We start from the raw sequence: 22,492 nt of genomic DNA, 5'->3' as shown, positions 1-22,492 counted from the left end.
CCGAATAAGTTTCAACGGCGTTGGCTGATCGTGCTCGAAGCGGCTCGTATAATCGACCGATCTTTCGGAGCCGCCATGGAATCACAACCGGACACCCCCGTCGACCCGCTCGACACCAGCCGTGCACGCGATGCCATCTTTGGGCGCATCCGCAATGCGCAGCATCGTCCCGAGAAGCCGACACAGGGTGAGCACGACGCCGTGGTGGATTACCTCGCGCGCCATCCCGCCGGCCCGCGCCCGCCAGTGCCCGAGAACCTCGCCGCGCATTTCGCCGAGCAGGCACTGAAGATGGCCTCCACGCTGGATACGGTGGGCGCGCTATCCGACGTGCCGGGCGCTGTGGCCCGCTATCTGTCTGGCTTGAACCTTCAACCGCAGGCGGTGGCTTGGACAACGTTGCAATCGCTTGACTGGGCGGCGGCCGGCATCGGCGTCGAATTCCGTCCGCCCGTGCGTGAAGCAAAAGCCGATCATGAACACAGCGATCTCGTTGGCATTACAGGTTGCTTCTGCGCGATTGCCGAGACGGGCTCCCTGATGCTGCTGTCGGGGCCGGAGAATGTCGCCTCCACGGCGCTGCTGCCCGAGACACATATCGCCGTGGTGCCGCAGTCGCGCATCGTCGCCAATCTGGAAGACGCCTATGCGCTGATGCGAGCGGAGCGGGGCGAGCTGCCGCGCGCCACCAACGTCATCAGCGGGCCGTCGCGCACGGGTGATATCGAGCAGACTATCGTGCTTGGCGCGCATGGCCCGTACCGCGTGCACGTGATCGTGGTGACGGCTTCCTGAGACAGCGTTCGGGGCTCGTTGCTGCATCAAACCTCTGTGGATGTTTAAGGGGCGACAGACCTCTGGCGTTTACACTGGCGTCTTTGTTTGTGTGGCGCAGTTGCGTTTGCGATGTGCGCCCGCGATTAGGAGAACGCCTACGTGAAACGCCTCTGGCCCCTTGTTTTCCTGTTTGTCTGTGGCCTGGCGCGCGCCGCTGATGTGAGCGGCGCTGAGTTGCATCTGCTGTGGGGTGTGCCGTTTGCGGGCATCCTGCTTTCGATTGCCATTGCACCGCTCGTCGTGCCAAAGCTATGGCACGACCATTACGGCAAGATCGCAGCGGCGTGGGCGTTGGCGCTTCTGGTCCCGTTCGGGATCGTGTTCGGCTCTGACGCGGCCATCGCTTCCGTCAATCACGCAGCCCTTGCTGAATACATTCCCTTCATCGCTCTGATCGCCGCTTTGTACGTTGTTGCAGGTGGCATCTGCATTCGCGGCAATCTGCACGGCACGCCAAAGCTCAATACCGGCTTGATCGCACTTGGCACGGCCCTGGCCAGCATCATGGGGACGACCGGCGCGGCCATGCTGCTGATTCGGCCATTGCTGCGCGCCAACGAAGCACGCCGGCATCGCGCACACGTCGTCGTGTTCTTCATCTTTCTGGTAGCCAATGCCGGTGGAGCGCTTACGCCGCTGGGCGATCCGCCGCTATTCCTCGGCTTCCTGCAGGGCGTTGATTTCTTCTGGACCACGCAACATCTGTGGCGCCAGACGCTCACGATGTGGGTGCTGCTGCTGGCGATCTTCTTCGTCATCGACAGCTACCTCTATCACACGGGCAAGGAAGAGCTGCCCAACATCACCGACGCCACGCCGGACGACGCCGGCCCGGTACGCTTCGAGGGCAACGTCAACTTTGTGCTGCTGGCAGGCATTCTCGGACTCGTACTGATAAGCGGGCTGTGGAAGCCCGGCATCGTCTTCTATGTGATGGGCACCGAGGTGCTGCTGCAGAACGTAGTGCGCGACATCGGGCTGGTGGTGATCGCGCTGCTTTCTCTGTGGCTCACGCCTGGGGGCGCGCGCGCCGGCAACGAGTTCAACTGGGAGCCTATTCTGGAAGTCGCCAAGCTGTTTGCCGGCATCTTCATCACGATCGGGCCGGTGATCGCCATGCTCAAGGCTGGCGTGGACGGTCCTTTCGCGGGCATCGTCCATCTCGTCAACGACAGCGCGGGCCAGCCGAACAACGCAATGTACTTCTGGGCGACGGGGTTGCTGTCGTCGTTCCTCGACAATGCGCCGACGTATCTCGTGTTCTTCAACACCGCAGGCGGCGACGCGCGCATGCTGATGAGCGAGGGCGCCTCCACGCTGGCCGCCATTTCCGCTGCGGCCGTGTTCATGGGCGCCAACACTTACATTGGCAACGCGCCCAACCTGATGGTCAAGGCCATCGCCGAAAGCCGTGGCCTGCAGATGCCGAGCTTCTTTGGCTACATGTTGTGGTCTGTGTGCATTCTCGTGCCGATTTTCGTTCTGATGACCTTCGTCTTCTTCCGCTAACCGAACGTGTGCTGAACGTATGAAACCCGGAATCCTTGTCACCCGCGCGATGTTTCCCGAAGTGCTCGAGCGCTTGCGCGAGACCTTCGATGTGATCGACAACCAGGCGGACGTCGCTTATCCGCCCGAAGCGCTGGCGGAGCGTTTGCAGGGTCGCGTGGGCCTGCTGTCCAACGCCGCCGACACCATCAACGCCGATCTGATCCGCCGCGTGCCGACCCTGCGCGCGGTGTGCAACATGGCCGTCGGCTACAACAACTTTGACCTCGCGGCGATGACGCGCGCCGGCATCCTGGCCACCAACACGCCCGATATCCTGACCGAGACCACCGCCGACTTCGGTTGGGCCTTGCTCATGGCCGCCGCTCGCCGTGTGTCCGAATCCGAACGCTGGCTACGTGAGGGGCATTGGAAGCGCTGGACTTACGACGCCTTCCTTGGCGCCGAGGTGTACGGCAGCACGCTGGGCATTCTTGGCATGGGCCGTATCGGCCAGGCGCTGGCGCGGCGTGCGAGCGGCTTCTCGATGCGTGTGATCTATCACAACCGCAGCCGGCTCTCGCCGGAAGTCGAACAGGAGACGCGCGCCACGTACGTCAGCAAGGATGTGCTGCTGAAGCAGGCGGATCACCTCGTGCTGGTGCTGCCGTATTCCAAGGAAAGCCACCACGCCATCGGCGCCGCAGAGCTGGCACAGATGAAGCCGACCGCTACGCTGGTCAACCTCGCGCGCGGCGGCATCGTGGATGACGCAGCGTTGGCGCAGGCGCTGGCGGACAAACTCATCTTCGCGGCCGGCCTGGATGTGTACGAGGGCGAGCCGAAGGTGCATCCGGCGTTGCTGGAGGCCGAGCACGTGGCGCTCACACCGCACATTGCCAGTGCCACCTTGGGCACGCGCCTGGGTATGGCCAACCTGGCGGCCGATAACCTGATCGCTGCGCTGGGCTTCGGCCCGCACGCCGGGCAGCCGCCCAACTTGTTGAACCCGGATGCGCTCGCGCAGCGCGCGTCCTCCTGATCGAAAACTGATATGGATTGGCTGGCTTTACTGACCTTGCTGGGCATAGCCGTGGTGGCTGTGCTATGCGTGTTGATCTGGCGTGGCGTGTCTCGCCCGGCGGAAAACGATGCGTCGCCGATGCTCGCGGCACTGCGCGATGAACTCATCCGCGGCAACGAACGCATCGAGCGAGAACTGCGCGGCGAAATCGCTGAGACGGCCCGCATCGGCCGCAGCGACGTCGCACAGCAACTGGGGCAGTTCCAGCAGGTGCTGGCGACACAGCTCACCAGCGTCGCCACGCTGCAGAACAACCAGATCGACACGTTTGCGCAGCAGCTCACCAAGCTGACTGAGACGAACACGCAGCAGCTCGAGGCCGTGCGCCAAAACCTGCAGCAGCAAGCCCAGCAGGCACGCGAGGAGCAGGGTAACGCGCTCCGCCGCTTTGGCGAGACGATGCAGCAGCAGCTCTCCCAATTGGGTGAGGGCAACGAACGCCGCCTGGCTGAGGTGCGCGCCACGCTGGAACAGAAGCTCAAGGACATCGAGGCGAACAACGCGACCAAGCTCGACGAGATGCGCCGCACCGTCGACGAAAAGCTGCACGCCACGCTGGAGCAGCGCCTGGGCGAATCGTTCAAGCTGGTGTCGGATCGGCTGGAACAGGTGCATCGCGGCCTGGGCGAAATGCAGGCGCTGGCCCAGGGCGTGGGCGACCTGAAGAAGGTGCTGACCAACGTGAAGACGCGCGGCACCTGGGGCGAAGTTCAGCTTGAGATGCTGCTGGAGCAGATGCTCACGCCCGAGCAGTACGGCAAGAACGTCGAGACCGTGCACGGTACCGGTGCGCGCGTGGAATTCGCCATCCGCCTGCCCGGCAAGACCGATGCCGATCACGATGCAACGGTCTGGTTGCCGATCGACGCCAAGTTCCCGAAAGAGCAGTACGAACGCCTGCTCGACGCGCAGGAACGGGCCGATGCCGACGCCGCTGCCACCGCTAGCCGCGAACTGGAAGTCGCGGTGCGCAAAGAGGCGCAGACCATCCACGAGAAGTACATCGCGCCGCCGGCCACGACCGACTTCGCCATCCTCTTCCTGCCGACCGAGGGCCTCTATGCAGAAGTGCTGCGCCGTCCGGGCCTGACGGACGAGTTGCAGCGCAAGTTCCGCGTGACGGTGGCAGGCCCGACCACGCTTACGGCTATCCTCAACAGCCTGCAGATGGGTTTCCGAACACTGGCGCTGGAAAAGCGCTCCAGCGAAGTCTGGCAAGTGCTCGGCGCGGTGAAGAGCGAGTTCGGGAAGTTTGGCGATGTGCTGGCAGCGACGAAGAAGACGCTGGAGCGGGCTGTCAGCAACATCGAGCAGGCCGAGGTGCGGACGCGCCAGATGAACCGCAAGCTCAAGGCGGTGGAGGCGCTGCCGAGCGATTCCGCGCAGAGCGTGCTGGGGCTGGAAACCGCCGTGCCGCAGGACGACGAAACCGAGGCCGAGTAAAGCCGGGCCGAACAGAACGTCGGCGTCAGCAAAAGAAAAGGGGCGGATATTTCCGCCCCTTCTTCTTGGTCCGCGCAGAAGCGATCAGGCTTCTTCCGGCACGTCGCGCAGCAGGATCTCGATACCGCCAAAGCGCTCGGCTACCCAGTTGTAGGCGTGGCAGGCGAGCCACAGCGCACCAAAACCCACCAGAGCATTGAGGATCAGGCCGCTGAGCACGACAATCGTCGGCAGTTCACCGTAGCGGACGAAGCCGACGAAGAAAAACAGCCCTACGACCGGCAGCGAGAAACAGAGATACACCAGCACCAGCGCGCGTGCGGTGTGGGCCGGGTGAAGATACGCAATCTCCTTGGTCATCATGGCAGTGCTCAAGCTCAAATCCGAAACAATCAAACTGGCGCAGAGTGTAGCGAATCGACCGATGCGCCGATACCCGCAGCCAGCAGGTGACGCAAAAAACCGACAGCATGCGGTGTTGCAGCCGGCACAAGAGCCGCCGTCGCCACGCCACTCAGACGAGGCCGTCGAATAGCAATACCTGCACAGCGTCACCGGCGTTGACCTGGCCTTGTTCGTGGGCGAGCACGACGAAACAATTTGCTTCGCTCATGGAACGCAGGACGCCCGAACCTTGCTGGCCGGTCAGGCGGACTTCAAGCTGGCCGCGATCATTCAGGGCGGCGATTGCGCGCTGGTATTCCGTGCGCCCGGGGCGCTTGCGGATTGGGGTAGCGCTCACGGCCGGCACCAGTGGTGCGCCGGCGTCGGTGGCGCCCATCATGCGCAGCAGCGCGCCGCGTACGAAGTGATAGAACGTCACCATCACCGCCACCGGGTTGCCCGGCAAGCCAAAGAGGAACGCGCTGCGGCCATTTGATGCGATGCGCCCGAACGCCATCGGTCGGCCCGGGCGCATGGCGATCTTCCAGAACGTCACGTCGCCGAGCTTGGCCATCATCTGTTTGGTGAAGTCCGCTTCGCCGACGGAGACACCGCCCGAAGTGATGATCGCATCGGCGTTTTCGGCGGCGGTGCGGAAGGCGGCTTCCAGCGCCGCCGGGTCGTCGCGCACGACGCCCATGTCGAGCAGTTCCACGCCCAGGCGCGAGAGCATGCCGTGCAGCGTGTAGCGGTTGGAGTCGTACACGCAGCCGGCGTCGAGCGGCTCACCAATGGAGCGCAGCTCGTCGCCGGTGGAGAAGAACGCCACGCGCAGCTTGCGGCGCACAGACACTTCGGCGATGCCGAGGGAGGCGAGCAGGCCAATATCGGCGGGGCGCAGTGTACGGCCGGCGGACAGCGCGGCACTGCCTCGCGCAAGGTCTTCACCACGCAGACGGCGGTTGTCGCCGGCGCGCACGGCATCGCGAGCAAAGCGGACGGTCTCAGCATCGCCTTGCGTGAATTCCTGCGGGATGACCGTATCGCAGCCTGCCGGCATGACGGCACCGGTCATCACGCGCACGGCTTCACCTGCGCTGGGCGCACCATCAAAGGCGACACCCGCGTACGCCGTACCGATCACGCGCAAGGAGACTTCGCCTGTCTCGCCTGCAAGTTCCGCGCTGGCAAAGGCAAAGCCGTCCATCGCCGAGTTGTCGTGCGAAGGCACATCGATGGACGACAGCACGTCTTCGGCCAGCACGCGATCAAGCGCGCTGCGGATGGGCACGCGGGCAACGCCGCTCACGGGCTGCACGAAGTCGCGCATGATGGCTTGCGCTTGCGCGACGGGCAGGGCGTTCGGATCGTAATCGGACAGGCACGAAACGACAGAGGCGAGGGTGGTCATGGCGTCGATGAGGGATCGGATGGCGTTGGCGCTCTAGCGGCGCTCGGCCAGATGGTGCAGCTCTTCCAGCGTGTTGATGTTGGCGAAGGCGGTGCTGTCGTCAAACAACACGTCCACCGTCGCGTGGCGCGCGGCCCAGGTTTCGATCTTGCGGCCGCCGCCTTGCAGATAGGCGATCAGGTCGTCGGCCAGCAGCGCATCGATCAGACAGAATACCGGCTGCACTTGCCGACGCAGTTGACCTTGCGCATCCGGCTCCATCGTCACCGGCATGGCGATGCGCGCGTTGGCCTCCTCCATTGCCTGCGAGAGCTTGGCCGCGAGGTCGGTCGGCACGAAGGGCGAATCGCAAGGCGCGGTCAGCAGGTAGCGCGTCTGGCATTGCTCCAGCCCGGCCAGGATGCCCGCCAAGGGGCCGGCAAAGTCCGCCACCGAATCCGCCACCACCGGCACGCCAAACGATTCATACGCGGCGAGGTTGCGATTGGCGTTGATCAGAATATGGCCTACCTGCGGCGACAGGCGCATCAGCGTGTGCATCGCCATTGGCGCGCCGCGAAATGTCTGGAGGCCCTTGTCGACGCCGCCCATGCGGCTGCCCCGGCCGCCGGCCAGGATCAGGCCGGTGATGTCGGATGTTGGAATCATGTCGTTGAATGCTGGCGGGTTCAGCCGCCGATGTAGGACATTTCGATGCGCCGGCCGGCCGGATGGGCCTCGCCGCTGGCACGCAATTCGGAGTAGCGGTCGGCGCGGCCTTGCCAGACCGTGCGGATCGCGTTGGAGAGTTCGAGATCGGTCGCGCCGCTGCGCAATAGGGCGCGCAGGTCGAAACCTTCTGTGGCGAACAGGCAGAGATATAGCTTGCCTTCGGTCGACAGCCGGGCGCGCGTGCACTCGTGGCAGAACGCCTGCGTCACGCTGGAAATCACGCCGATTTCGCCTGTGCCATCGACGTAGCGCCAGCGCTCAGCGGTCTCGCCGCTGTAGTTGGCCGACACGGGTTCAATCGCAAACTCCGCCGAGAGCCGCTTGATGACCTCCGCTGAGGGCACGACAGAACGCATTTCCCAGTGATTGGTCGTGCCCACGTCCATGTATTCGATAAAGCGGACGATGATGCCGCTGCCACGGAAGTGACGCGCCATCGGCACGATTTGGTCATCGTTGTCGCCTTTCTTGACGACCATGTTGACCTTGATCGGTGCCAGTCCGACCTTGTGCGCCACTTCGATGCCATGCAGCACTTCGCCCACCGCAAAGTCGACGTCGTTCATGCGGCGGAAAGTCGCATCGTCGATGCCGTCAAGGCTGACGGTTACGCGGCTGAGGCCCGCGTCCTTGAGCGACTGCGCCTTGCGTGCAAGCAAGGCGCCGTTTGTGGTGAGCGTCAGGTCCAGCGGCTTGCCTTCGGCCGTGGTCAGGCGCGCGAGCATCTCGACCAGGCGTTCGATGTCCTTGCGCAGCAGCGGCTCGCCGCCGGTCAGGCGGATCTTCTCGACGCCGTGCTCGATAAACAACCGCGCCATGCGCTCGATCTCTTCGAACGACAGCAGCTCGGAATGCCGCAGGAAGCGGTAATCCTTGTCGAACACGTCCTTCGGCATGCAGTAGACGCAGCGGAAGTTGCAGCGGTCCGTCACCGAGATGCGCAGATCGTGCAGCCGGCGGCCGCGCGTGTCCGTCAGCGTGCCCTCTGCGGGGACGAGCACATTGGGGACATTAGGCACCGTGGCGCGATGGTGCTGGCCATCACGCAGATCGTAGAGGGGGATGACGGTTTCGGTCATGGTGTGGTGCGGTGCGTCAATCCGCGAAGCGGGACTGTTGCATCCGATACAACTTCGAGTGTAGCGCAGCCCCCGTTCCGCGCGGGCGGTGGGGTTTCATACTCGATATATCGCGCACAGGAAAAAGGGCGGCCGAAGCCGCCCTCAAGTATTTGCCCCGGCGGTTACCCGCCGGTGTGCTGCTTACTGCTGGTCTGCACCACCCGCCGGGCGGTTGGTTTCGACCAAAACCATCGGGCCGTGCTGGACCGGCGGCAGCGGCTTGCGCTCGCGCGGCACACGCGGTGCCGTAACGGTGCGCGCAGCTTCTTCCTGCGAGGCACGCAGCTTCTGATCGTCAGTGTGGACCCATGTCATGCCAGCGTTGTCCAGCACGCTCTGCAGCGTCTCGATCGGCAACGGTGAAGCCTTGGCGATCGTGCTGACCGGAGCCGGCACCGGAGCCGGCACTTCGGCGAAGGCCGTCACGATGGCCTCTTGAGGCGCTTGCACTTCTGCGGCAGGCGCTACGGTAGCGGTTGCAAGGGCAGGCTCCGCGGGCTGCACTTGCGGCAGGGCCGACACAGGTGCGACAGCTTCCGGAGCATGCACCGGTTCGTGTACCACCGGAGCCGGGTTCTCAACAGGTGCGAACGACGTCGTCTGCACGGGTTCCGTCACGGTCGCGGGCAGCACCGGCTCGGCATGCATTTCGGCGACGGCTTCGTCTGCGTGTTCAGCGCCTTCGTTTTCACCTTCACCTTCACCTTCACTTTCTGCACGGACGCCTTCCGCACCCTCGCGGTCACGACGATAGCGGTTGCGGCCACGGCGGCCACGACGGCGGCGCTCTTCACCTTCACCGTTGCCTTCCACGCCAGGAGTCACGCCTTCGCCCACGACGCCTTCTGCCGGCGCAGCGGTGTCGAGCAGCGGTTGCGGCACTTGCGATGCGGCGGTCGGGTCGATTAGGGCTTCGGCGGCCACGGCTGCGGCTTCCTTGGCTTGTTGGTCGCGCTCGCTGCGGCTTTCGCGCGGCTCGCGGTTTTCACGTGGCTCGCGCGGCTCACGACCCTCACGGGCTTCACGCGGCTGGCGTTCGCGGCGTTCCTGATTGCGCTCGCGGCGGCCTTGGCCTTGGCCCTGGTTCTGGCCCTCGCCGCGCACTTCCTGGCCTTGCTGCGGCTGACGAGCTTCAGCCGTCTCGCGAACAGCGCCTTCGACCTGGGCCGGCTGGCGGTTGCGATCGCGGTTGCCGCGCTGACCGTCACGCTGGCCGTCACGTTGACCTTCGCGCTGGCCTTGTTGCTGACCTTCGCGGACTTCGTTGCGCTCGCGGCCCTGGCGGTTGCCATCACGGCCGTTTTGGCCTTGACCTTGGCGCTCGCCACGTTCGCCGCGCTGGCCACGGCCACCACGGTCCTGACGATTGCCACGGCCTTGGCGGTTGCCTTCTTCAGCACGTTGCTTCGGTGTTTCGACGGGCGCAGCCACCACCGGCTCGGCCGGCTTGGCGCCAAACAGCGATTTCAGCCACGAAACGAAACCACCCTGGGCGGGCACCGGAGCCGGTGCCTGCGGTGCTGGAGCGGCTTCAGTACGAGCCGGACGCTCAGCGCGCGGCACCGACACGGGTGCCGGTTGGTCCGGCGTGATGCCCTTGACAGCGGCTTCCTGGCGCGGCTTGGCAGCTTCCTTACGGGTGCTGTAGGCGGTGTCGGCTTCCAGTTCCTTAGCGGCCTCTTCGGCCATCTTGTAGCTGGCCTTGTCGTCGTCCAGACGCGGATCGTCGTGGCGCAGACGTTCCAGCTTGTAATGCGGCGTCTCCAGATGCTTGTTCGGGATCAACAGCACGTTGACCTTGAAGCGCGTCTCGATCAGGTTGATATCCGGGCGCTTCTCGTTGAGCAGGAACGCAGCCACCTCCACCGGCACCTGGCAGTGAATTGCGGCGGTGTTTTCCTTCATCGCCTCTTCCTGGATGATGCGCAGCACCTGCAGGGCAGAGGATTCAGTATCGCGAATGTGGCCCGTGCCGTTACAGCGCGGGCAAGTGACGTGCGAGCCTTCCGACAGCGACGGACGCAGGCGCTGGCGCGACAGCTCCATCAGGCCGAAACGGCTGATCTTGCCCATCTGCACGCGGGCGCGGTCGTGGCGCAGCGCGTCTTTCAGGCGGGTTTCCACGTCCTTCTGGGCCTTGCTCGACTCCATGTCGATGAAGTCGATCACGATCAGACCGCCCAAGTCACGCAGGCGGAGCTGGCGAGCGATTTCGTCGGCAGCCTCAAGGTTGGTGCGTGCGGCGGTTTCTTCGATATCGGCGCCTTTGGTGGCGCGGGCCGAGTTCACGTCAATAGCGACGAGCGCCTCGGTGTGGTCGATCACGATGGCGCCGCCCGACGGCAGCATCACCATGCGCGAGTACGCCGATTCAATCTGGTGTTCGATCTGGAAGCGCGAGAACAGGGGAACGTCGTCGCGGTACTTCTTCACCCGATTCATGTTGTCGGGCATTACCACGCTCATGAAAGCGCGGGCCTGATCGTAGATATCGTCCGTATCGATCAGGATTTCGCCGATATCTGGCTGGAAGTAATCGCGAATCGCGCGGATCACCAAGCTGGATTCGAGATAGATCAGCAGCGGGGCCTTATTGTCGACGGCGGCACCATCAACGGCCTTCCACAGCTGCATCAGGTAGTTCAGGTCCCACTGAAGCTCTTCGGCCGATCGGCCGATACCGGCGGTGCGGGCGATGATGCTCATGCCGTCCGGCACTTCCAGCTGCGCCATCGTCTCGCGCAGTTCCTGGCGGTCTTCTCCCTCGATGCGGCGCGACACGCCACCGCCCCGCGGGTTGTTCGGCATCAGCACCAGATAGCGGCCGGCCAGCGAAATGAACGTGGTCAGGGCTGCGCCCTTGTTGCCGCGCTCTTCCTTTTCAACCTGGACGATCAGCTCCTGGCCTTCAGACAGGGCGTCCTGGATGCGCGCGCCGCGCACGTCCACACCGTCCTTGAAATAGGCGCGGGCGACTTCCTTGAAGGGGAGAAAACCGTGCCGCTCTTCGCCGTAGTTGACGAAGCACGCTTCCAGCGACGGTTCGATGCGGGTGATGACACCCTTGTAGATATTGCCTTTGCGCTGTTCGCGCCCGGCGGTTTCGATGTCGATATCGATCAGTTTCTGACCATCGACAATGGCGACGCGCAATTCTTCTTGCTGCGTCGCATTGAACAACATGCGTTTCATTGCAACCTCACTCCAATGCCGTGCAAGCACGGCGCTTCATGGAGCACGCAAAGGCGGAGCGGGTGGTCAACGAATTGCCGAGGTGTCGGCCAACAAAAAAGGCGCGACGGGGCACGGGTGAAAGAAATGAGGGCATTCCACGCATCATCATGGATGGCAGGGCGGAGTCCGCGGACGCGGTTGGCGTCCAGTTGCGCGTCCTGTCACTCGTGCCACGGGCCCGATGCATTCGCAGGCGGGCCGGCGGCGGCGAGTCGCGTGAAGCGACCACAAAGAGCGAATTGACGGACGGCTTGTCCGGACGAAACCCGCGGCGGGGCAGATCGGGCGGCGTGCTGCTTTTTGGAGTTTTGCCGCCGGACCGCCATGGCAACGCGGTAACCGGATGTTCAGCCGGCCGGCACCAGTCTGGTGCGGCAAGGGCTTCTTTCACCAAGCGGGCGCCGTATGGATGACCATGTGGCGCCCGCCTTTGAATTCTGTTCTACCAGCTGCTCGTTCTACGCTGGCCGACCTTGCCGACGTGATCTTTGGTTCACGTCCTGCGCGATGGGACAGCGGTGCGTGCTGCTTTCGTGCCGATTAGTCGGCCACGTGATTAGCTTTGTAACACAAGTGGGCGAGAGATCGGCGCGTTCCGGACCGAAACGGTGGCTGTGTACAATACCTGTTGTTTCGTTCCGACCGGCTGTTGCTGGCGCTTAAACGACTGTCCAGCGAGAAAATTATATTGAAAATGAATGAGTTACGCCATCCATTTGATGGCCGCATTCAACAGGCCGGACATGGCACACTCGGCGACGCACTCGACGGCAAGTCGGTCGCCTATGTTGAAATCGGCGAGGACGCCGAAGGGCAGCGCATCGATAATTTCTTGATGCGCGTGGCCAAGGGCGTGCCCAAAAGCCATATCTACCGCATCCTGCGGTCCGGCGAGGTGCGGGTTAACAAGGGTCGCATCGATGCGGAATACCGCTTGAAACTCGGCGACCTGGTTCGTATTCCGCCGCTGCGGATCGCCCAGCAGGTAGAAGCCGCGCGCCCGGTGCCGGCGGCAGAATTCACGATCCTTCACGAAGATGCGCATCTGTTGGTGATCGATAAGCCCGCCGGGGTGGCTGTACACGGCGGCTCCGGGGTCGCGTTCGGGGTGATCGAGCAATTGCGCCAGTCGCGCCCGGAAGCGAAGTTTCTGGAGTTGGTACACCGCCTCGATCGTGAAACGTCGGGTGTTCTGCTGCTCGCCAAAAAACGCTCTGCGCTGGTAGCGCTGCATGAGCAGATCCGTGAGGGTCAGTTGGACAAGCGGTACTTTGCGGCTGTGAAAGGCGTCTGGCCGCACAAGCGTCAACACATCAAATCGCCACTGCACAAATACACCACGCCGGAAGGCGAGCGCCGGGTGCGTGTACAGGCGGATGGGCAAGCGTCGCACACGATCTTCAACAAGGTGGGGGTTTTTGGCCCGTACACATTGCTGGAGGCCGAGCTGAAGACCGGGCGTACGCACCAGATACGTGTGCATCTCGCGCACGCCGGTTTTCCGATCCTGGGTGACGACAAGTACGGCGATTTCGCTTTGAACAAGGCTCTATCCCGTGCGAATGCTTCGCCGCGGCTGGCACGGATGTTCTTGCATGCGCATCGCCTGCAGCTGACGCATCCGCAAAGCGGTGAAATCGTCACGTTCAATGCGCCGTTGCCCGCCGAGTGTGCCGATTTCCTAAACGCTTTCCAGGGCCCCGATTCCGATGCCGCAGCAGCGCTTTGATCTGATCGTCTTCGATTGGGATGGCACGTTGATGGATTCGACGTCGGCCATTACCCGGTCGATCCAGCTTGCATGCCGGGATCTTGACCTCCCGGTGCCCGACGATACACGGGCGAGCCACGTGATCGGACTGGGCCTGCGGGATGCCCTCGAATATGCTGTGCCGACCCTCGATCCTGCCGACTACGGCAAGCTGGCTGACCGATATCGCTTCCATTACCTCAGCCGCGACGCGCAGCTCGTGTTGTTTCCGGGTGTGCGTGAGATGCTGGAGGCATTGCGCCGCCAGAATTATCTGCTTGCCGTGGCGACGGGCAAATCCCGCGTTGGCCTGCAACGTGCGATGGAAGCGACGAATCTGACGGGCGTCTTCGACAACACGCGCTGCGCAGATGAGACATTCTCCAAGCCGCACCCCGCGATGCTGCTCGAACTTACGCGCGATCTCGGCATGGAGGTCGAGCGCACGGTGATGATTGGCGACACGACGCACGATCTGCAGATGGCGGCCAATGCGGGCGCCGCCGGCGTAGCCGTCACATACGGCGCGCATCCTGCCGATGTGCTGGATTCGCTTACGCCACTGTATAGCGCCAAGTCGGTTCCCGATTTACACAATTGGCTGACGCAACATGCCTGATATGGCTGAGCAAATTCGTGTGTGCGAGGGCGCCGCGCTGGAAGATGGCGGCCTGGGGGTCCGGTTTCAGGTGGAGGTGCGCGGGCGGCTCGTCAGCGCGTTTGTCGTCCGTTACGCGGGCGGCGTCCACGGTTATTTGAACCAGTGTGCGCATGTGCCGATGGAAATGGATTGGCAGGAAGGCCAGTTTTTTGAAAGTTCGGGCCTGTATCTGATGTGTGCAACGCATGGCGCCATTTACGAGCCGGATACTGGCCGGTGCGTCGGCGGCCCTTGCCGGGGCTCGCATTTGTCCAAGCTTGAGGTTGCTGAGCGCGACGGCGCAGTCTGGTGGCAACCGGATGCGCTATTTCGGGCGCCCGAGCCCGCGCCGGTGCCAACACCTTCTGCCTAGCAGCGCAGTTTTTCTTCTCGACCGTTTTTCTCCTTGTCTATGACCGACTCGATTCCGCCGAAAGGGCCCGACGACGCCCCCAACGAGGGTGCAGGCAAATCAGAAGCGCTGGAAGTCACCCAGCACGCTGATCATCCGCTTGAAGCCGAATTGCGGAACCCGGCTGCCGGTAAGCCCGCATCGGCATCTGCGCCGGCAGCATCCGCGCAGGCCGGCGGCTGGGAGCGAGAGGTGCTGGAAAAAGTATTGATGGCAACCGTCCGTGAGCAGCGCGCCGCGCGCCGCTGGCGCATCTTTTTCCGCTTCGTGACACTGGGCCTGATCGGGGTGCTTATTTACGCGTTCGCCAGTCTGGAAGGCGAGACCGTCAGCACGGGCCGCCACACGGCGGTTGTCACGCTCGACGGCGAAATTGCGGCCAATACAAACGCCAGCGCCGAGAACATCAACGCCTCGTTGCAAGCCGCGTTTGCGGACGACAACACCGTCGGTGTGATCCTGAAGATCAATTCGCCGGGCGGCTCGCCGGTGCAGGCGGGCATGATCAACGATGAAATCCGCCGTCTTCGCGCCAAGTACAAAAAGATTCCGCTGTACGTTGTGGTCGAAGAGATGTGCGCGTCAGGCGGTTATTACGTGGCCGCAGCTGCCGACAAAATCTACGTCGACAAGGCCAGCATCGTCGGCTCGATCGGCGTGCTGATGGACGGCTTCGGCTTTACTGGTCTGATGGACAAGGTGGGCGTGGAGCGCCGCCTGCTCACGGCCGGTTCGAACAAGGGAATGCTCGATCCGTTCTCGCCCGTGTCGCCCCAGCAGAAGCAGTATGCGCAGGAGATGCTCGATCAGGTGCACCAGCAGTTCATCGATGTGGTGAAGCAGGGGCGAGGCAACCGTCTGAAGGACGATCCGACGCTGTTCACGGGCCTGTTTTGGACGGGCGCCAAGGCCGTGGATCTTGGTCTGGCCGACGCGATCGGCAGCTCGGATTTCGTCGCTCGCAGCGTCATCAAGGCTCCGGACGTGGTCGACTACACCGTCAAGGAAAACTTCGCCTCGCGCGTGGCACGCAAGCTCGGCACGGCCATGGGCGCGGGCGCTGTGAAGGCGCTGGCCTCTACGGGCCAGCTCAAGCTGCTGATGAAGGAGTAGAAGAGGGAAGAGGCGCGCTACCGCGCCAGCAGCGAGAAGATTGCCGGCCGCTTGTGCAGGTTCATGCGGTCGGCGCGCCAGTCGCTCACCGGCAGTGTGACGACCTGCTCGTCGGGCAGCGTCAGGTCCACTGCAATCGATAGCAGCGTACTTGGCGCGCAGCCAGCCTGAATGGCCTCGAGCAACGCGCCGTTCCGGTATGGCGTTTCGATAAACACCTGTGTTTGGCCCGCTGAGCGTGAAAGCTGCTCCAGCGCGCGCAGCTTGGTCTTACGCTCCGCGGCGTCGACCGGCAGATAGCCGTTAAACGCAAAGCTCTGGCCGTTCAAGCCAGACGCCATCACCGCCAGCAGGATCGAACTCGGCCCCACCAGTGGCTTTACGCGCACGCCGCGTCGGTGCGCGAGACGCACGAGATTTGCGCCGGGATCGGCCACCGCCGGCACGCCGGCTTCCGACATCAGCCCCGCGTCCTGGCCGGCAACCACCGGCGCCAGCAGCGCTTCCAGCTCCGATTCGGGCGTTTTGACGTTCAGCTCGCGGATGGTGATTTCCTGCAGTGGGCGCGCCAGCGGCGTGGTCTCGGCCAGCTTCTTCAGTAGCGCGCGTGCGGTCTTGGCATGCTCCGCGACGAAGTAATCGAGTCGCGCGGTGACCTGCTGCACGCCGGCCGGAATCACGTCAGGGAGCGGGTCAGCCGCATCGCGCGAGCCCAGCGTATTTGGAATGAGGTAAAGCGTACCGGCCATGGTTCAGGCGAAGAGCGGGTAGTGAACGTTGCGCAGCATGCTGGTCAGGGCGATCAGCGGCAGGCCAACCAGCGCGGTCGGGTCGGACGACTCCACGCGTTCAAGCAAGGCGATGCCCAGACCTTCCGATTTGGCGCTTCCTGCAACGTCGTACGGGTGTTCCAGATGCAAGTAGGCGTCCAATTCCTCATCGGAAAGATCGCGGAAGGTCGCCAGCGTGCGGATGTCCTCGCTCTGGTGCTGCCCGGTCCGGCCGTCGTACAGGCACAACGCTGAATGGAATGTGACGGTGCGTCCTCGCATCCAGTGCAGTTGCGCCAGTGCGCGGGCATGGTCGCCGGGTTTGCCGACCTGCTTGCCGTCCAGTGTGGCGACCTGATCGGAGCCGATGACCAGCGCGCCGGGATGGCCCGCTGCGACCTTCTCCGCCTTTTGCCGGGCGAGGCGCAGAGCGGTCCGGTCGGGCGACTCGTCCGGAGCGGGGGTCTCGTCAATGTTCGGTACCACGATCTCAAACGGCAGGCGCAAGCGTTCGAGCAATTCCCGCCGATATGGCGAGCTGGAGGCAAGAATTAGCGGCGGACGCGATGCAGAAGTCATAAGTGCTTGAAGATGCAGTGGATTTTGAGCAAAACCTTTTGACGCCAGAGGTTTCTGCCCGCTATAATCCCGCGTTTCGCGGTTTGGCCGCGCAGTGTCGCAAACCGGGCGCCCAGGCGCAAGGTGTCGGGCGCTGCAGGGCGGTCGATCCGGTTCGCGCACCAACAGCAACGCGTTTAGCAGGTTCGATTCGTGGATTTTCGTGCATTCGATCTTTTCGCGTTCATTCGCGCAGGCGAGCCGGCAAGTGGCGCGGTTCATCTGGCCGACATGCCTCGCCTGCTTGCCGAGCAAGCAGCCGATGCTCCGGCTGACGCCAACGCGCAGTTCCGTTGGCAGCTGCAGGGTCTGGTGCGCGAGGAAGCCACCGCCGGTCAGTTGCCGCGCCAGCGGCTCTTCGTGGATCTGGAAGTGGAGGGTGCGGTCTGGCTGCAATGCCAGCGATGCCTCAAAGCGTACGAGCAACCTCTGCCGGTGCGCATGCGCCTGGAGGTCATGCGCTCGGAAGCCGAGGCCGATGCCGCTCCGCTGGATGACGATGAGGCCGATGTCATCGTCGGCTCGCGCAACTTTGATCTGATCACGCAGATCGAAGATGAGCTGTTGCTGGCGTTGCCGGTGTCGCCGCGTCATGCAGCCTGTCCGGATGAGGTATTGCCGGAGGAGGCTGAAGCTGAAAAGAAGCCGTCGCCGTTCGCGGTGCTGGCCAACCTGAAAACCAAACATTAGGCGTGCGCGAGTATTGCGCGCGCTGATGGCAGTACGTTTCACACGCCTACCGGAATGGCTACGCTCCGGCTCCGTGTGATGTGATAAAATTGATTAAATTGCTTAGGAGTCAGTCATGGCTGTTCAACAAAACAAGAAGTCGCCGTCCAAGCGCGGCATGCATCGTTCGCACGATTTCCTGACGGTGGCCCCGGTCGCTGTCGAGCCGACCACCGGCGAAGTGCACCTGCGTCACCACGTGAGCCCGAACGGCTACTACCGTGGCCGCAAGGTTGTGAAGACCAAGAACGACTGATGCGATTTGCCAGTTTTCTGGCAAGCGTGTTGGGCTGGTCTGAACGCACAGGTTCATGATGCAAGCGAAAAAGCGGCAAGCCAATTTGCCGCTTTTTTGTTGAGCGAAATTCGGCAATGCGTGTACGGGTTTGTGTACCATACGCGCGCCAACGGCCGGAGCCGCACATGAAACCGCAACTCAGACTCGCATGACCATCAAGCTTGCCATCGACTGCATGGGTGGTGATCACGGCGTTGGCGTGACAATCCCTGCAGCGATTCATTTTCTCGCCGCACACGAAGACGTCGAAATGCTGCTCGTCGGGCAGCCCGATGCCATTGCGGCGCAGCTCAAGCGACTTCACGCCACCGCGAACCCGCGCGTCCACATCGTTCCCGCCTCCGAGGTGGTGTCGATGGAGGATCCGGTCGAGGTTGCGCTGCGCAAGAAGAAAGATTCTTCGATGCGCGTGGCCATCAATCAGCTCAAGGAAGGCGTCGCTCAGGCGTGCGTTTCCGCTGGTAATACCGGCGCATTGATGGCGGTGTCGCGTTACGTTCTCAAGACGCTGGACGGCATTGACCGCCCAGCCATCGCCACCGCGATCCCGAATGAGAAAGGTGCCGGCACCACCGTGCTGGATCTTGGCGCCAATGCCGACTGCGAGCCCGAGCATCTGCTGCAGTTCGCGCAGATGGCCTCGGCGATGGTGTCGGTGGTTGAACAGAAGCCTCGTCCGACGGTTGGGCTGCTGAACATCGGCGAAGAAGTCATCAAGGGCAACGAGGTCGTCAAGCAGGCGGGTGAGTTGCTGCGTGCCTCCGATCTCAACTTCTTCGGCAACGTTGAAGGCAACGACATCTTTAAGGGCACGACCGACATCGTTGTCTGTGATGGCTTTGTCGGTAACGTAGCGCTCAAGAGCACCGAAGGCTTGGCCAAGATGATCGGTGAGATGCTGCGCCAGGAATTCGGCCGCTCGTTGTTCACGAAGCTGCTCGCCGTCGTGGCGCTGCCAGTGTTGACGCGTTTCAAACGGCGCGTGGACCATCGGCGCTACAATGGCGCCGCGCTGCTCGGCCTGCGTGGTCTGGTCATCAAGAGCCACGGCTCGGCCGATGCCTACGCGTTCGAATGGGCCATCAAACGTGCCTACGACGCTGCGGCTAACGGCGTGATCGCCCGCATTGCGCAGGCGTTCGAATCGCACCATGACGCAGCGGGCGCTGCGCCGGTCTCCACTTCCACTCCGGCTGCCGACGCTGCTTGAACGCGTCGCTCCCGAGTCAGATTTCACCCCACCGCACATGACACGTTTCGCAAGGATCATCGGTACGGGCAGCTACCTGCCGCCCAAGCGGGTTACCAATGACGAACTGGCGGCCCAATTGGCCGAGAAGGGTATTGAGACGAGCGACGAATGGATCGTCTCGCGCAGCGGCATCCGGGCGCGTCATTTCGCCGAGCCTGATGTTACGTGCAGCGACCTCGCAGTGAAGGCGGCTGAGCGCGCTATCGAAGCTGCCGGCATCGATCGCTCCGAACTCGACCTGATCCTGGTGGCGACCTCCACGCCGGATTTCGTGTTCCCGAGCACGGCTTGCTTGGTGCAGCAAAAGCTCGGCATCACCAACGGGTGTCCCGCGTTCGACATACAGGCCGTGTGTTCCGGCTTCGTCTACGCGCTGGCGACCGCCGACAAATTTATCCGCTCGGGTGCGTACCGCAACGTGCTCGTGATCGGTTCGGAAGTTTTCTCGCGCATCATCGATTTCAGCGACCGCACCACTTGTGTGTTGTTTGGCGATGGCGCTGGTGCCGTGGTGCTGCAGGCTTCTGACGAGCCGGGCATCCTGTCGACTGCGCTGCATGCTGACGGCAGCCACGCCAACATCCTGTGCGTGCCGGGCAACGTGGCCGCAGGGGCAATTCAGGGTAGCGCCTTCCTGTACATGGATGGTCAAGCCGTCTTCAAGCTGGCCGTCACGGTGCTCGACAAGGTTGCCCGTGAAGCGCTGGCGGCCGCGGAGCTCGAAGCCTCGCAAGTCGACTGGTTGATCCCGCACCAGGCGAACATCCGCATCATGCAGGGCACGACCAAGAAGCTGGGCCTCTCGAACGAGCGCCTGATCGTGACCGTCGACGAGCATGGCAACACGTCGGCTGCCTCGATTCCCTTGGCGCTCGATGTTGCTGTGCGCGATGGCCGCATCCAGCGCGGTCAGCACGTGATGCTCGAAGGCGTAGGTGGCGGCTTTACCTGGGGCGCCGCGCTGCTGCGCTTCTGATCGACGAATTTCCAGAACGAACAATACGAGCCATGACATTCGCTTTCGTCTTCCCCGGCCAGGGTTCGCAATCGGTCGGCATGCTCAATGCGTTTGCCGATCATCCGGCCGTGGCGGCCACGCTGGCCGAGGCGTCCGACGCGCTGGGCCAGGACATCGGCAAGCTGATTGCCGAAGGCCCGGCTGAAGAGCTGAATCTGACGACCAACACGCAACCCGTCATGCTGACAGCAGCTGTTGCTGTCTATCGCGCATGGCAGGCTGCCGGCGGCCCGACGCCGACCGTCGTGGCCGGCCATAGCCTCGGCGAGTATTCGGCGCTGGTCGCCGCAGGTGCCATCGCGTTCAAAGACGCTGTACCGCTGGTGCGTTTCCGCGCCAAGGCGATGCAGGAAGCCGTACCGGTGGGCGAGGGCGGCATGGCCGCGATCCTCGGCCTGTCGGACGATGACGTACGCGCCGCATGCGCCGAAGCTTCGGGTGCGGGTGTGGTCGAAGCCGTGAACTTCAACGCGCCGGCCCAGGTGGTGATCGCCGGTGCCAAGGCGGCTGTCGAGAAGGCTTGCGAAATCGCCAAGGCCAAGGGTGCCAAGCGCGCGCTGCCGCTGCCGGTGTCGGCACCGTTCCACTCGTCGCTGCTCAAGCCGGCGTCGGATCGTCTGCGCGAGTATCTCGCCAACGTGACGGTCAATGCCCCGGTGATCCCCGTTATCAATAACGTTGACGTGGCTGTGGTGAGCGACCCGGCTGCCATCAAGGATGCGCTCGTGCGCCAGGCTGCGTCGCCGGTGCGCTGGGTCGAGACGGTCCAGAAGATGAAGGCCGACGGCATTACCCGCGTGGTCGAGTGCGGCCCGGGCAAGGTGCTGGCGGGTCTGGTCAAACGTATCGATGGTGAGATCGTTGGCGACGCGATCTTCGATCCGGCGTCGCTAGAAGCCGTGCTGGGCCAACTCAAATAATCAACGGGATTCGTATGACCCAAGCATTGAACAATCAGGTTGCCCTCGTTACCGGTGCTTCGCGCGGCATCGGCCGTGCCATTGCGCTGGAACTAGCGCGCCAAGGTGCGACGGTGATCGGTACGGCCACCTCGGAAGCCGGCGCGCAAGCCATCACCGCGTACTTTGCCGAGGCCGGCGTGAAGGGCTCGGGTGTGGTGCTCAACGTGAATGACGCCGCGCGCTGCGAGGCGGTCATCGACGAAACCATCAAGACGCACGGTGGCCTGAACATTCTCGTCAACAATGCAGGTATCACGCAGGACAACCTGGCGATGCGCATGAAGGACGACGAATGGGTGTCGGTCATCGATACGAACCTCTCCGCCGTGTTCCGCCTGTCGCGCGCCGTGTTGCGCCCGATGATGAAGGCGCGCGGTGGCCGCATCATCAACATCACCTCGGTCGTGGGCTCCGTCGGCAACCCGGGTCAGGCGAACTACGCCGCGGCCAAGGCCGGCGTGGAAGGCATGGCTCGCGCGCTGGCGCGTGAGATCGGCAGCCGGAACATCACGGTCAACTGCATTGCACCGGGCTTTATCGATACCGACATGACCAAGGTCCTGTCGGAAGAGCAACATACCGCGCTGAAGGCGCAAATTCCGTTGGGCCGGCTCGGTGCGCCTGAGGACATCGCCAGCGCGGTTGCCTTCCTGGCGTCACCGGCGGCGGGCTACATTACGGGCTCGACGCTGCACGTCAACGGCGGCATGTACATGGGATAAGGAAGCCGTCCCGGCGGCGGCTGCGCGGGCTTTGCACATGTGCAGAATCCTGCGCGATCGCTGATTTAACTGGCTTTTAGCATCATGTTGGGCGCAGTTTTTGCATGGATTCCCGCGCGGTTTTTCACCGCGCAAACCTGCTAGAATGCGCGCACTTTTTGTCGAATACTTCCCTGGAGGGTTAAATGGACAACATCGACGCACGCGTTAAGAAGATCGTTGCTGAGCAACTCGGCGTGGCCGAGGCAGACATCAAGAACGAATCGTCGTTCGTGAACGATCTGGGCGCGGATTCGCTCGATACGGTTGAGCTGGTGATGGCTCTGGAAGACGAGTTCGGTATGGAAATTCCGGACGAAGAAGCCGAGAAAATCACCACGGTGCAGCAAGCCATCGATTACGCGACCGCCCACGTCAAGGCGTAAGCGTCAATCGATCTCTTGACATCGCGGGCCACAGAAAGGGCGGTTGTCCGGCTTGACCGGGTGGCGCGTT

Annotated in this window: 22 protein-coding genes; 15 read left to right on the top strand and 7 right to left on the bottom strand. The window is 63.2% G+C overall.

From position 1 onward, the window contains the following. Positions 1-75 precede the first annotated feature (75 nt). The 4 genes from BG83_RS0107460 to BG83_RS0107445 all read left to right on the top strand — a co-directional run bounded on the left by BG83_RS0107460 (position 76) and on the right by BG83_RS0107445 (position 4,852). Positions 76-795: a LutC/YkgG family protein gene (locus tag BG83_RS0107460; RefSeq protein WP_024976125.1), complete on the top strand. Its 720-nt coding sequence runs from the start codon at positions 76-78 to the stop codon at positions 793-795. A gap of 141 nt (positions 796-936) precedes the next feature. Next, positions 937-2,346 (top strand): sodium:proton antiporter, encoded by a 1,410-nt coding sequence (locus BG83_RS0107455; RefSeq protein ID WP_024976124.1) that lies wholly within the window; start codon positions 937-939, stop codon positions 2,344-2,346. A gap of 19 nt (positions 2,347-2,365) precedes the next feature. Further along, on the top strand, positions 2,366-3,367 hold the full coding sequence (locus tag BG83_RS0107450) for a 2-hydroxyacid dehydrogenase (RefSeq protein ID WP_024976123.1): 1,002 nt from the start codon (positions 2,366-2,368) through the stop codon (positions 3,365-3,367). A 12-nt stretch (positions 3,368-3,379) separates the two neighbouring features. Next, positions 3,380-4,852 carry a DNA recombination protein RmuC gene (locus tag BG83_RS0107445; protein ID WP_024976122.1) on the top strand — a complete coding sequence of 491 codons (1,473 nt, stop codon included), beginning with the start codon at positions 3,380-3,382 and terminating at the stop codon, positions 4,850-4,852. A gap of 84 nt (positions 4,853-4,936) precedes the next feature. On the opposite strand, the gene BG83_RS0107440 is transcribed toward BG83_RS0107445, so the two are convergent. The 5 genes from BG83_RS0107440 to BG83_RS0107420 form a co-directional block, all read right to left on the bottom strand. Further along, positions 4,937-5,215, bottom strand: coding sequence for a hypothetical protein (locus tag BG83_RS0107440; RefSeq protein ID WP_004635681.1), 279 nt, complete (start codon positions 5,213-5,215; stop codon positions 4,937-4,939). A gap of 151 nt (positions 5,216-5,366) precedes the next feature. Continuing rightward, positions 5,367-6,647: a gephyrin-like molybdotransferase Glp gene (glp, locus tag BG83_RS0107435; RefSeq protein ID WP_024976121.1), complete on the bottom strand. Its 1,281-nt coding sequence runs from the start codon at positions 6,645-6,647 to the stop codon at positions 5,367-5,369. Positions 6,648-6,680: 33 nt separating this feature from the next. Further along, the gene (gene mobA, locus BG83_RS0107430; RefSeq protein ID WP_024976120.1) at positions 6,681-7,295 is read right to left on the bottom strand and encodes a molybdenum cofactor guanylyltransferase MobA; all 615 of its coding nucleotides are present in this window, start codon (positions 7,293-7,295) and stop codon (positions 6,681-6,683) included. 20 nt (positions 7,296-7,315) lie between these two features. Beyond that, on the bottom strand, positions 7,316-8,437 hold the full coding sequence (moaA, locus tag BG83_RS0107425) for a GTP 3',8-cyclase MoaA (protein WP_024976119.1): 1,122 nt from the start codon (positions 8,435-8,437) through the stop codon (positions 7,316-7,318). 183 nt (positions 8,438-8,620) lie between these two features. Beyond that, positions 8,621-11,671, bottom strand: a complete 3,051-nt coding sequence (locus BG83_RS0107420) for an Rne/Rng family ribonuclease (RefSeq protein WP_024976118.1) — start codon at positions 11,669-11,671, stop codon at positions 8,621-8,623. Between the two features lie 736 nt (positions 11,672-12,407). Here BG83_RS0107420 and BG83_RS0107415 point away from each other — a divergent pair. Genes BG83_RS0107415 through BG83_RS0107400 form a run of 4 tightly spaced genes read left to right on the top strand, consistent with a single transcriptional unit; the run spans position 12,408 to position 15,628 of the window. Then, entirely contained in the window at positions 12,408-13,442 is a 1,035-nt protein-coding gene (locus tag BG83_RS0107415; RefSeq protein ID WP_024976117.1) for an RluA family pseudouridine synthase, read from the top strand. Next, entirely contained in the window at positions 13,423-14,082 is a 660-nt protein-coding gene (locus tag BG83_RS0107410; protein ID WP_024976116.1) for an HAD-IIIA family hydrolase, read from the top strand. Before BG83_RS0107415 ends, BG83_RS0107410 begins: the two co-directional genes overlap by 20 nt. Next, positions 14,075-14,476, top strand: a complete 402-nt coding sequence (locus BG83_RS0107405; protein WP_024976115.1) for a Rieske (2Fe-2S) protein — start codon at positions 14,075-14,077, stop codon at positions 14,474-14,476. The genes BG83_RS0107410 and BG83_RS0107405 overlap by 8 nt, the downstream gene beginning before the upstream one ends. Before the next feature lie 39 nt (positions 14,477-14,515). Then, a complete protein-coding gene (locus BG83_RS0107400) occupies positions 14,516-15,628 on the top strand; it encodes a S49 family peptidase (RefSeq protein ID WP_024976114.1) in 1,113 nt (370 codons plus the stop codon). Between the two features lie 17 nt (positions 15,629-15,645). On the opposite strand, the gene BG83_RS0107395 is transcribed toward BG83_RS0107400, so the two are convergent. Together BG83_RS0107395 and BG83_RS0107390 are read right to left on the bottom strand one after the other, a co-directional pair. Continuing rightward, positions 15,646-16,377, bottom strand: a complete 732-nt coding sequence (locus BG83_RS0107395; RefSeq protein WP_024976113.1) for an SAM-dependent methyltransferase — start codon at positions 16,375-16,377, stop codon at positions 15,646-15,648. A gap of 3 nt (positions 16,378-16,380) precedes the next feature. Beyond that, positions 16,381-16,977 (bottom strand): Maf-like protein, encoded by a 597-nt coding sequence (locus BG83_RS0107390; protein ID WP_024976112.1) that lies wholly within the window; start codon positions 16,975-16,977, stop codon positions 16,381-16,383. A 192-nt stretch (positions 16,978-17,169) separates the two neighbouring features. Between BG83_RS0107390 and BG83_RS0107385 the strand changes: the two genes are divergently transcribed. From BG83_RS0107385 to acpP, 7 genes are all read left to right on the top strand, one after another. Beyond that, positions 17,170-17,706 (top strand): YceD family protein, encoded by a 537-nt coding sequence (locus BG83_RS0107385; RefSeq protein ID WP_024976111.1) that lies wholly within the window; start codon positions 17,170-17,172, stop codon positions 17,704-17,706. A gap of 115 nt (positions 17,707-17,821) precedes the next feature. Then, positions 17,822-18,001 carry a 50S ribosomal protein L32 gene (gene rpmF, locus BG83_RS0107380; protein WP_024976110.1) on the top strand — a complete coding sequence of 60 codons (180 nt, stop codon included), beginning with the start codon at positions 17,822-17,824 and terminating at the stop codon, positions 17,999-18,001. 190 nt (positions 18,002-18,191) lie between these two features. Further along, the gene (gene plsX / locus BG83_RS0107375; protein WP_024976109.1) at positions 18,192-19,253 is read left to right on the top strand and encodes a phosphate acyltransferase PlsX; all 1,062 of its coding nucleotides are present in this window, start codon (positions 18,192-18,194) and stop codon (positions 19,251-19,253) included. 37 nt (positions 19,254-19,290) lie between these two features. Next, positions 19,291-20,271 carry a beta-ketoacyl-ACP synthase III gene (locus tag BG83_RS0107370; RefSeq protein ID WP_024976108.1) on the top strand — a complete coding sequence of 327 codons (981 nt, stop codon included), beginning with the start codon at positions 19,291-19,293 and terminating at the stop codon, positions 20,269-20,271. Between the two features lie 32 nt (positions 20,272-20,303). After that, the gene (fabD, locus tag BG83_RS0107365; protein ID WP_024976107.1) at positions 20,304-21,233 is read left to right on the top strand and encodes an ACP S-malonyltransferase; all 930 of its coding nucleotides are present in this window, start codon (positions 20,304-20,306) and stop codon (positions 21,231-21,233) included. Positions 21,234-21,247: 14 nt separating this feature from the next. After that, complete coding sequence (fabG, locus tag BG83_RS0107360; RefSeq protein ID WP_024976106.1) at positions 21,248-21,997, top strand: 3-oxoacyl-ACP reductase FabG; 750 nt, start codon at positions 21,248-21,250, stop codon at positions 21,995-21,997. Positions 21,998-22,182: 185 nt separating this feature from the next. Next, positions 22,183-22,422: an acyl carrier protein gene (gene acpP, locus BG83_RS0107355; RefSeq protein ID WP_004635650.1), complete on the top strand. Its 240-nt coding sequence runs from the start codon at positions 22,183-22,185 to the stop codon at positions 22,420-22,422. Positions 22,423-22,492 lie beyond the last annotated feature (70 nt).

The sequence above is a fragment of the Ralstonia pickettii genome (assembly GCF_000607165.1).
Lineage (GTDB): Bacteria > Pseudomonadota > Gammaproteobacteria > Burkholderiales > Burkholderiaceae > Ralstonia > Ralstonia holmesii.
The sequence above is the reverse complement of the archived record's forward strand: the minus strand, read 5'-3'. Positions and strand labels throughout refer to the sequence as shown.

Bases quoted from the DNA above. Each gene is read 5' to 3' on its own strand.
- BG83_RS0107460 (WP_024976125.1), top strand. From the start codon at position 76: ATGGAATCACAACCGGACACCCCCGTCGACCCGCTCGACACCAGCCGT.
- BG83_RS0107450 (WP_024976123.1), top strand. From the start codon at position 2,366: ATGAAACCCGGAATCCTTGTCACCCGCGCGATGTTTCCCGAAGTGCTC.
- BG83_RS0107445 (WP_024976122.1), top strand. From the start codon at position 3,380: ATGGATTGGCTGGCTTTACTGACCTTGCTGGGCATAGCCGTGGTGGCT.
- BG83_RS0107440 (WP_004635681.1), bottom strand. From the start codon at position 5,215: ATGATGACCAAGGAGATTGCGTATCTTCACCCGGCCCACACCGCACGC.
- glp (WP_024976121.1), bottom strand. From the start codon at position 6,647: ATGACCACCCTCGCCTCTGTCGTTTCGTGCCTGTCCGATTACGATCCG.
- mobA (WP_024976120.1), bottom strand. From the start codon at position 7,295: ATGATTCCAACATCCGACATCACCGGCCTGATCCTGGCCGGCGGCCGG.
- moaA (WP_024976119.1), bottom strand. From the start codon at position 8,437: ATGACCGAAACCGTCATCCCCCTCTACGATCTGCGTGATGGCCAGCAC.
- BG83_RS0107420 (WP_024976118.1), bottom strand. From the start codon at position 11,671: ATGAAACGCATGTTGTTCAATGCGACGCAGCAAGAAGAATTGCGCGTC.
- BG83_RS0107415 (WP_024976117.1), top strand. From the start codon at position 12,408: ATGAATGAGTTACGCCATCCATTTGATGGCCGCATTCAACAGGCCGGA.
- BG83_RS0107410 (WP_024976116.1), top strand. From the start codon at position 13,423: ATGCCGCAGCAGCGCTTTGATCTGATCGTCTTCGATTGGGATGGCACG.
- BG83_RS0107405 (WP_024976115.1), top strand. From the start codon at position 14,075: ATGCCTGATATGGCTGAGCAAATTCGTGTGTGCGAGGGCGCCGCGCTG.
- BG83_RS0107400 (WP_024976114.1), top strand. From the start codon at position 14,516: ATGACCGACTCGATTCCGCCGAAAGGGCCCGACGACGCCCCCAACGAG.
- BG83_RS0107395 (WP_024976113.1), bottom strand. From the start codon at position 16,377: ATGGCCGGTACGCTTTACCTCATTCCAAATACGCTGGGCTCGCGCGAT.
- BG83_RS0107390 (WP_024976112.1), bottom strand. From the start codon at position 16,977: ATGACTTCTGCATCGCGTCCGCCGCTAATTCTTGCCTCCAGCTCGCCA.
- rpmF (WP_024976110.1), top strand. From the start codon at position 17,822: ATGGCTGTTCAACAAAACAAGAAGTCGCCGTCCAAGCGCGGCATGCAT.
- plsX (WP_024976109.1), top strand. From the start codon at position 18,192: ATGACCATCAAGCTTGCCATCGACTGCATGGGTGGTGATCACGGCGTT.
- BG83_RS0107370 (WP_024976108.1), top strand. From the start codon at position 19,291: ATGACACGTTTCGCAAGGATCATCGGTACGGGCAGCTACCTGCCGCCC.
- fabD (WP_024976107.1), top strand. From the start codon at position 20,304: ATGACATTCGCTTTCGTCTTCCCCGGCCAGGGTTCGCAATCGGTCGGC.
- fabG (WP_024976106.1), top strand. From the start codon at position 21,248: ATGACCCAAGCATTGAACAATCAGGTTGCCCTCGTTACCGGTGCTTCG.
- acpP (WP_004635650.1), top strand. From the start codon at position 22,183: ATGGACAACATCGACGCACGCGTTAAGAAGATCGTTGCTGAGCAACTC.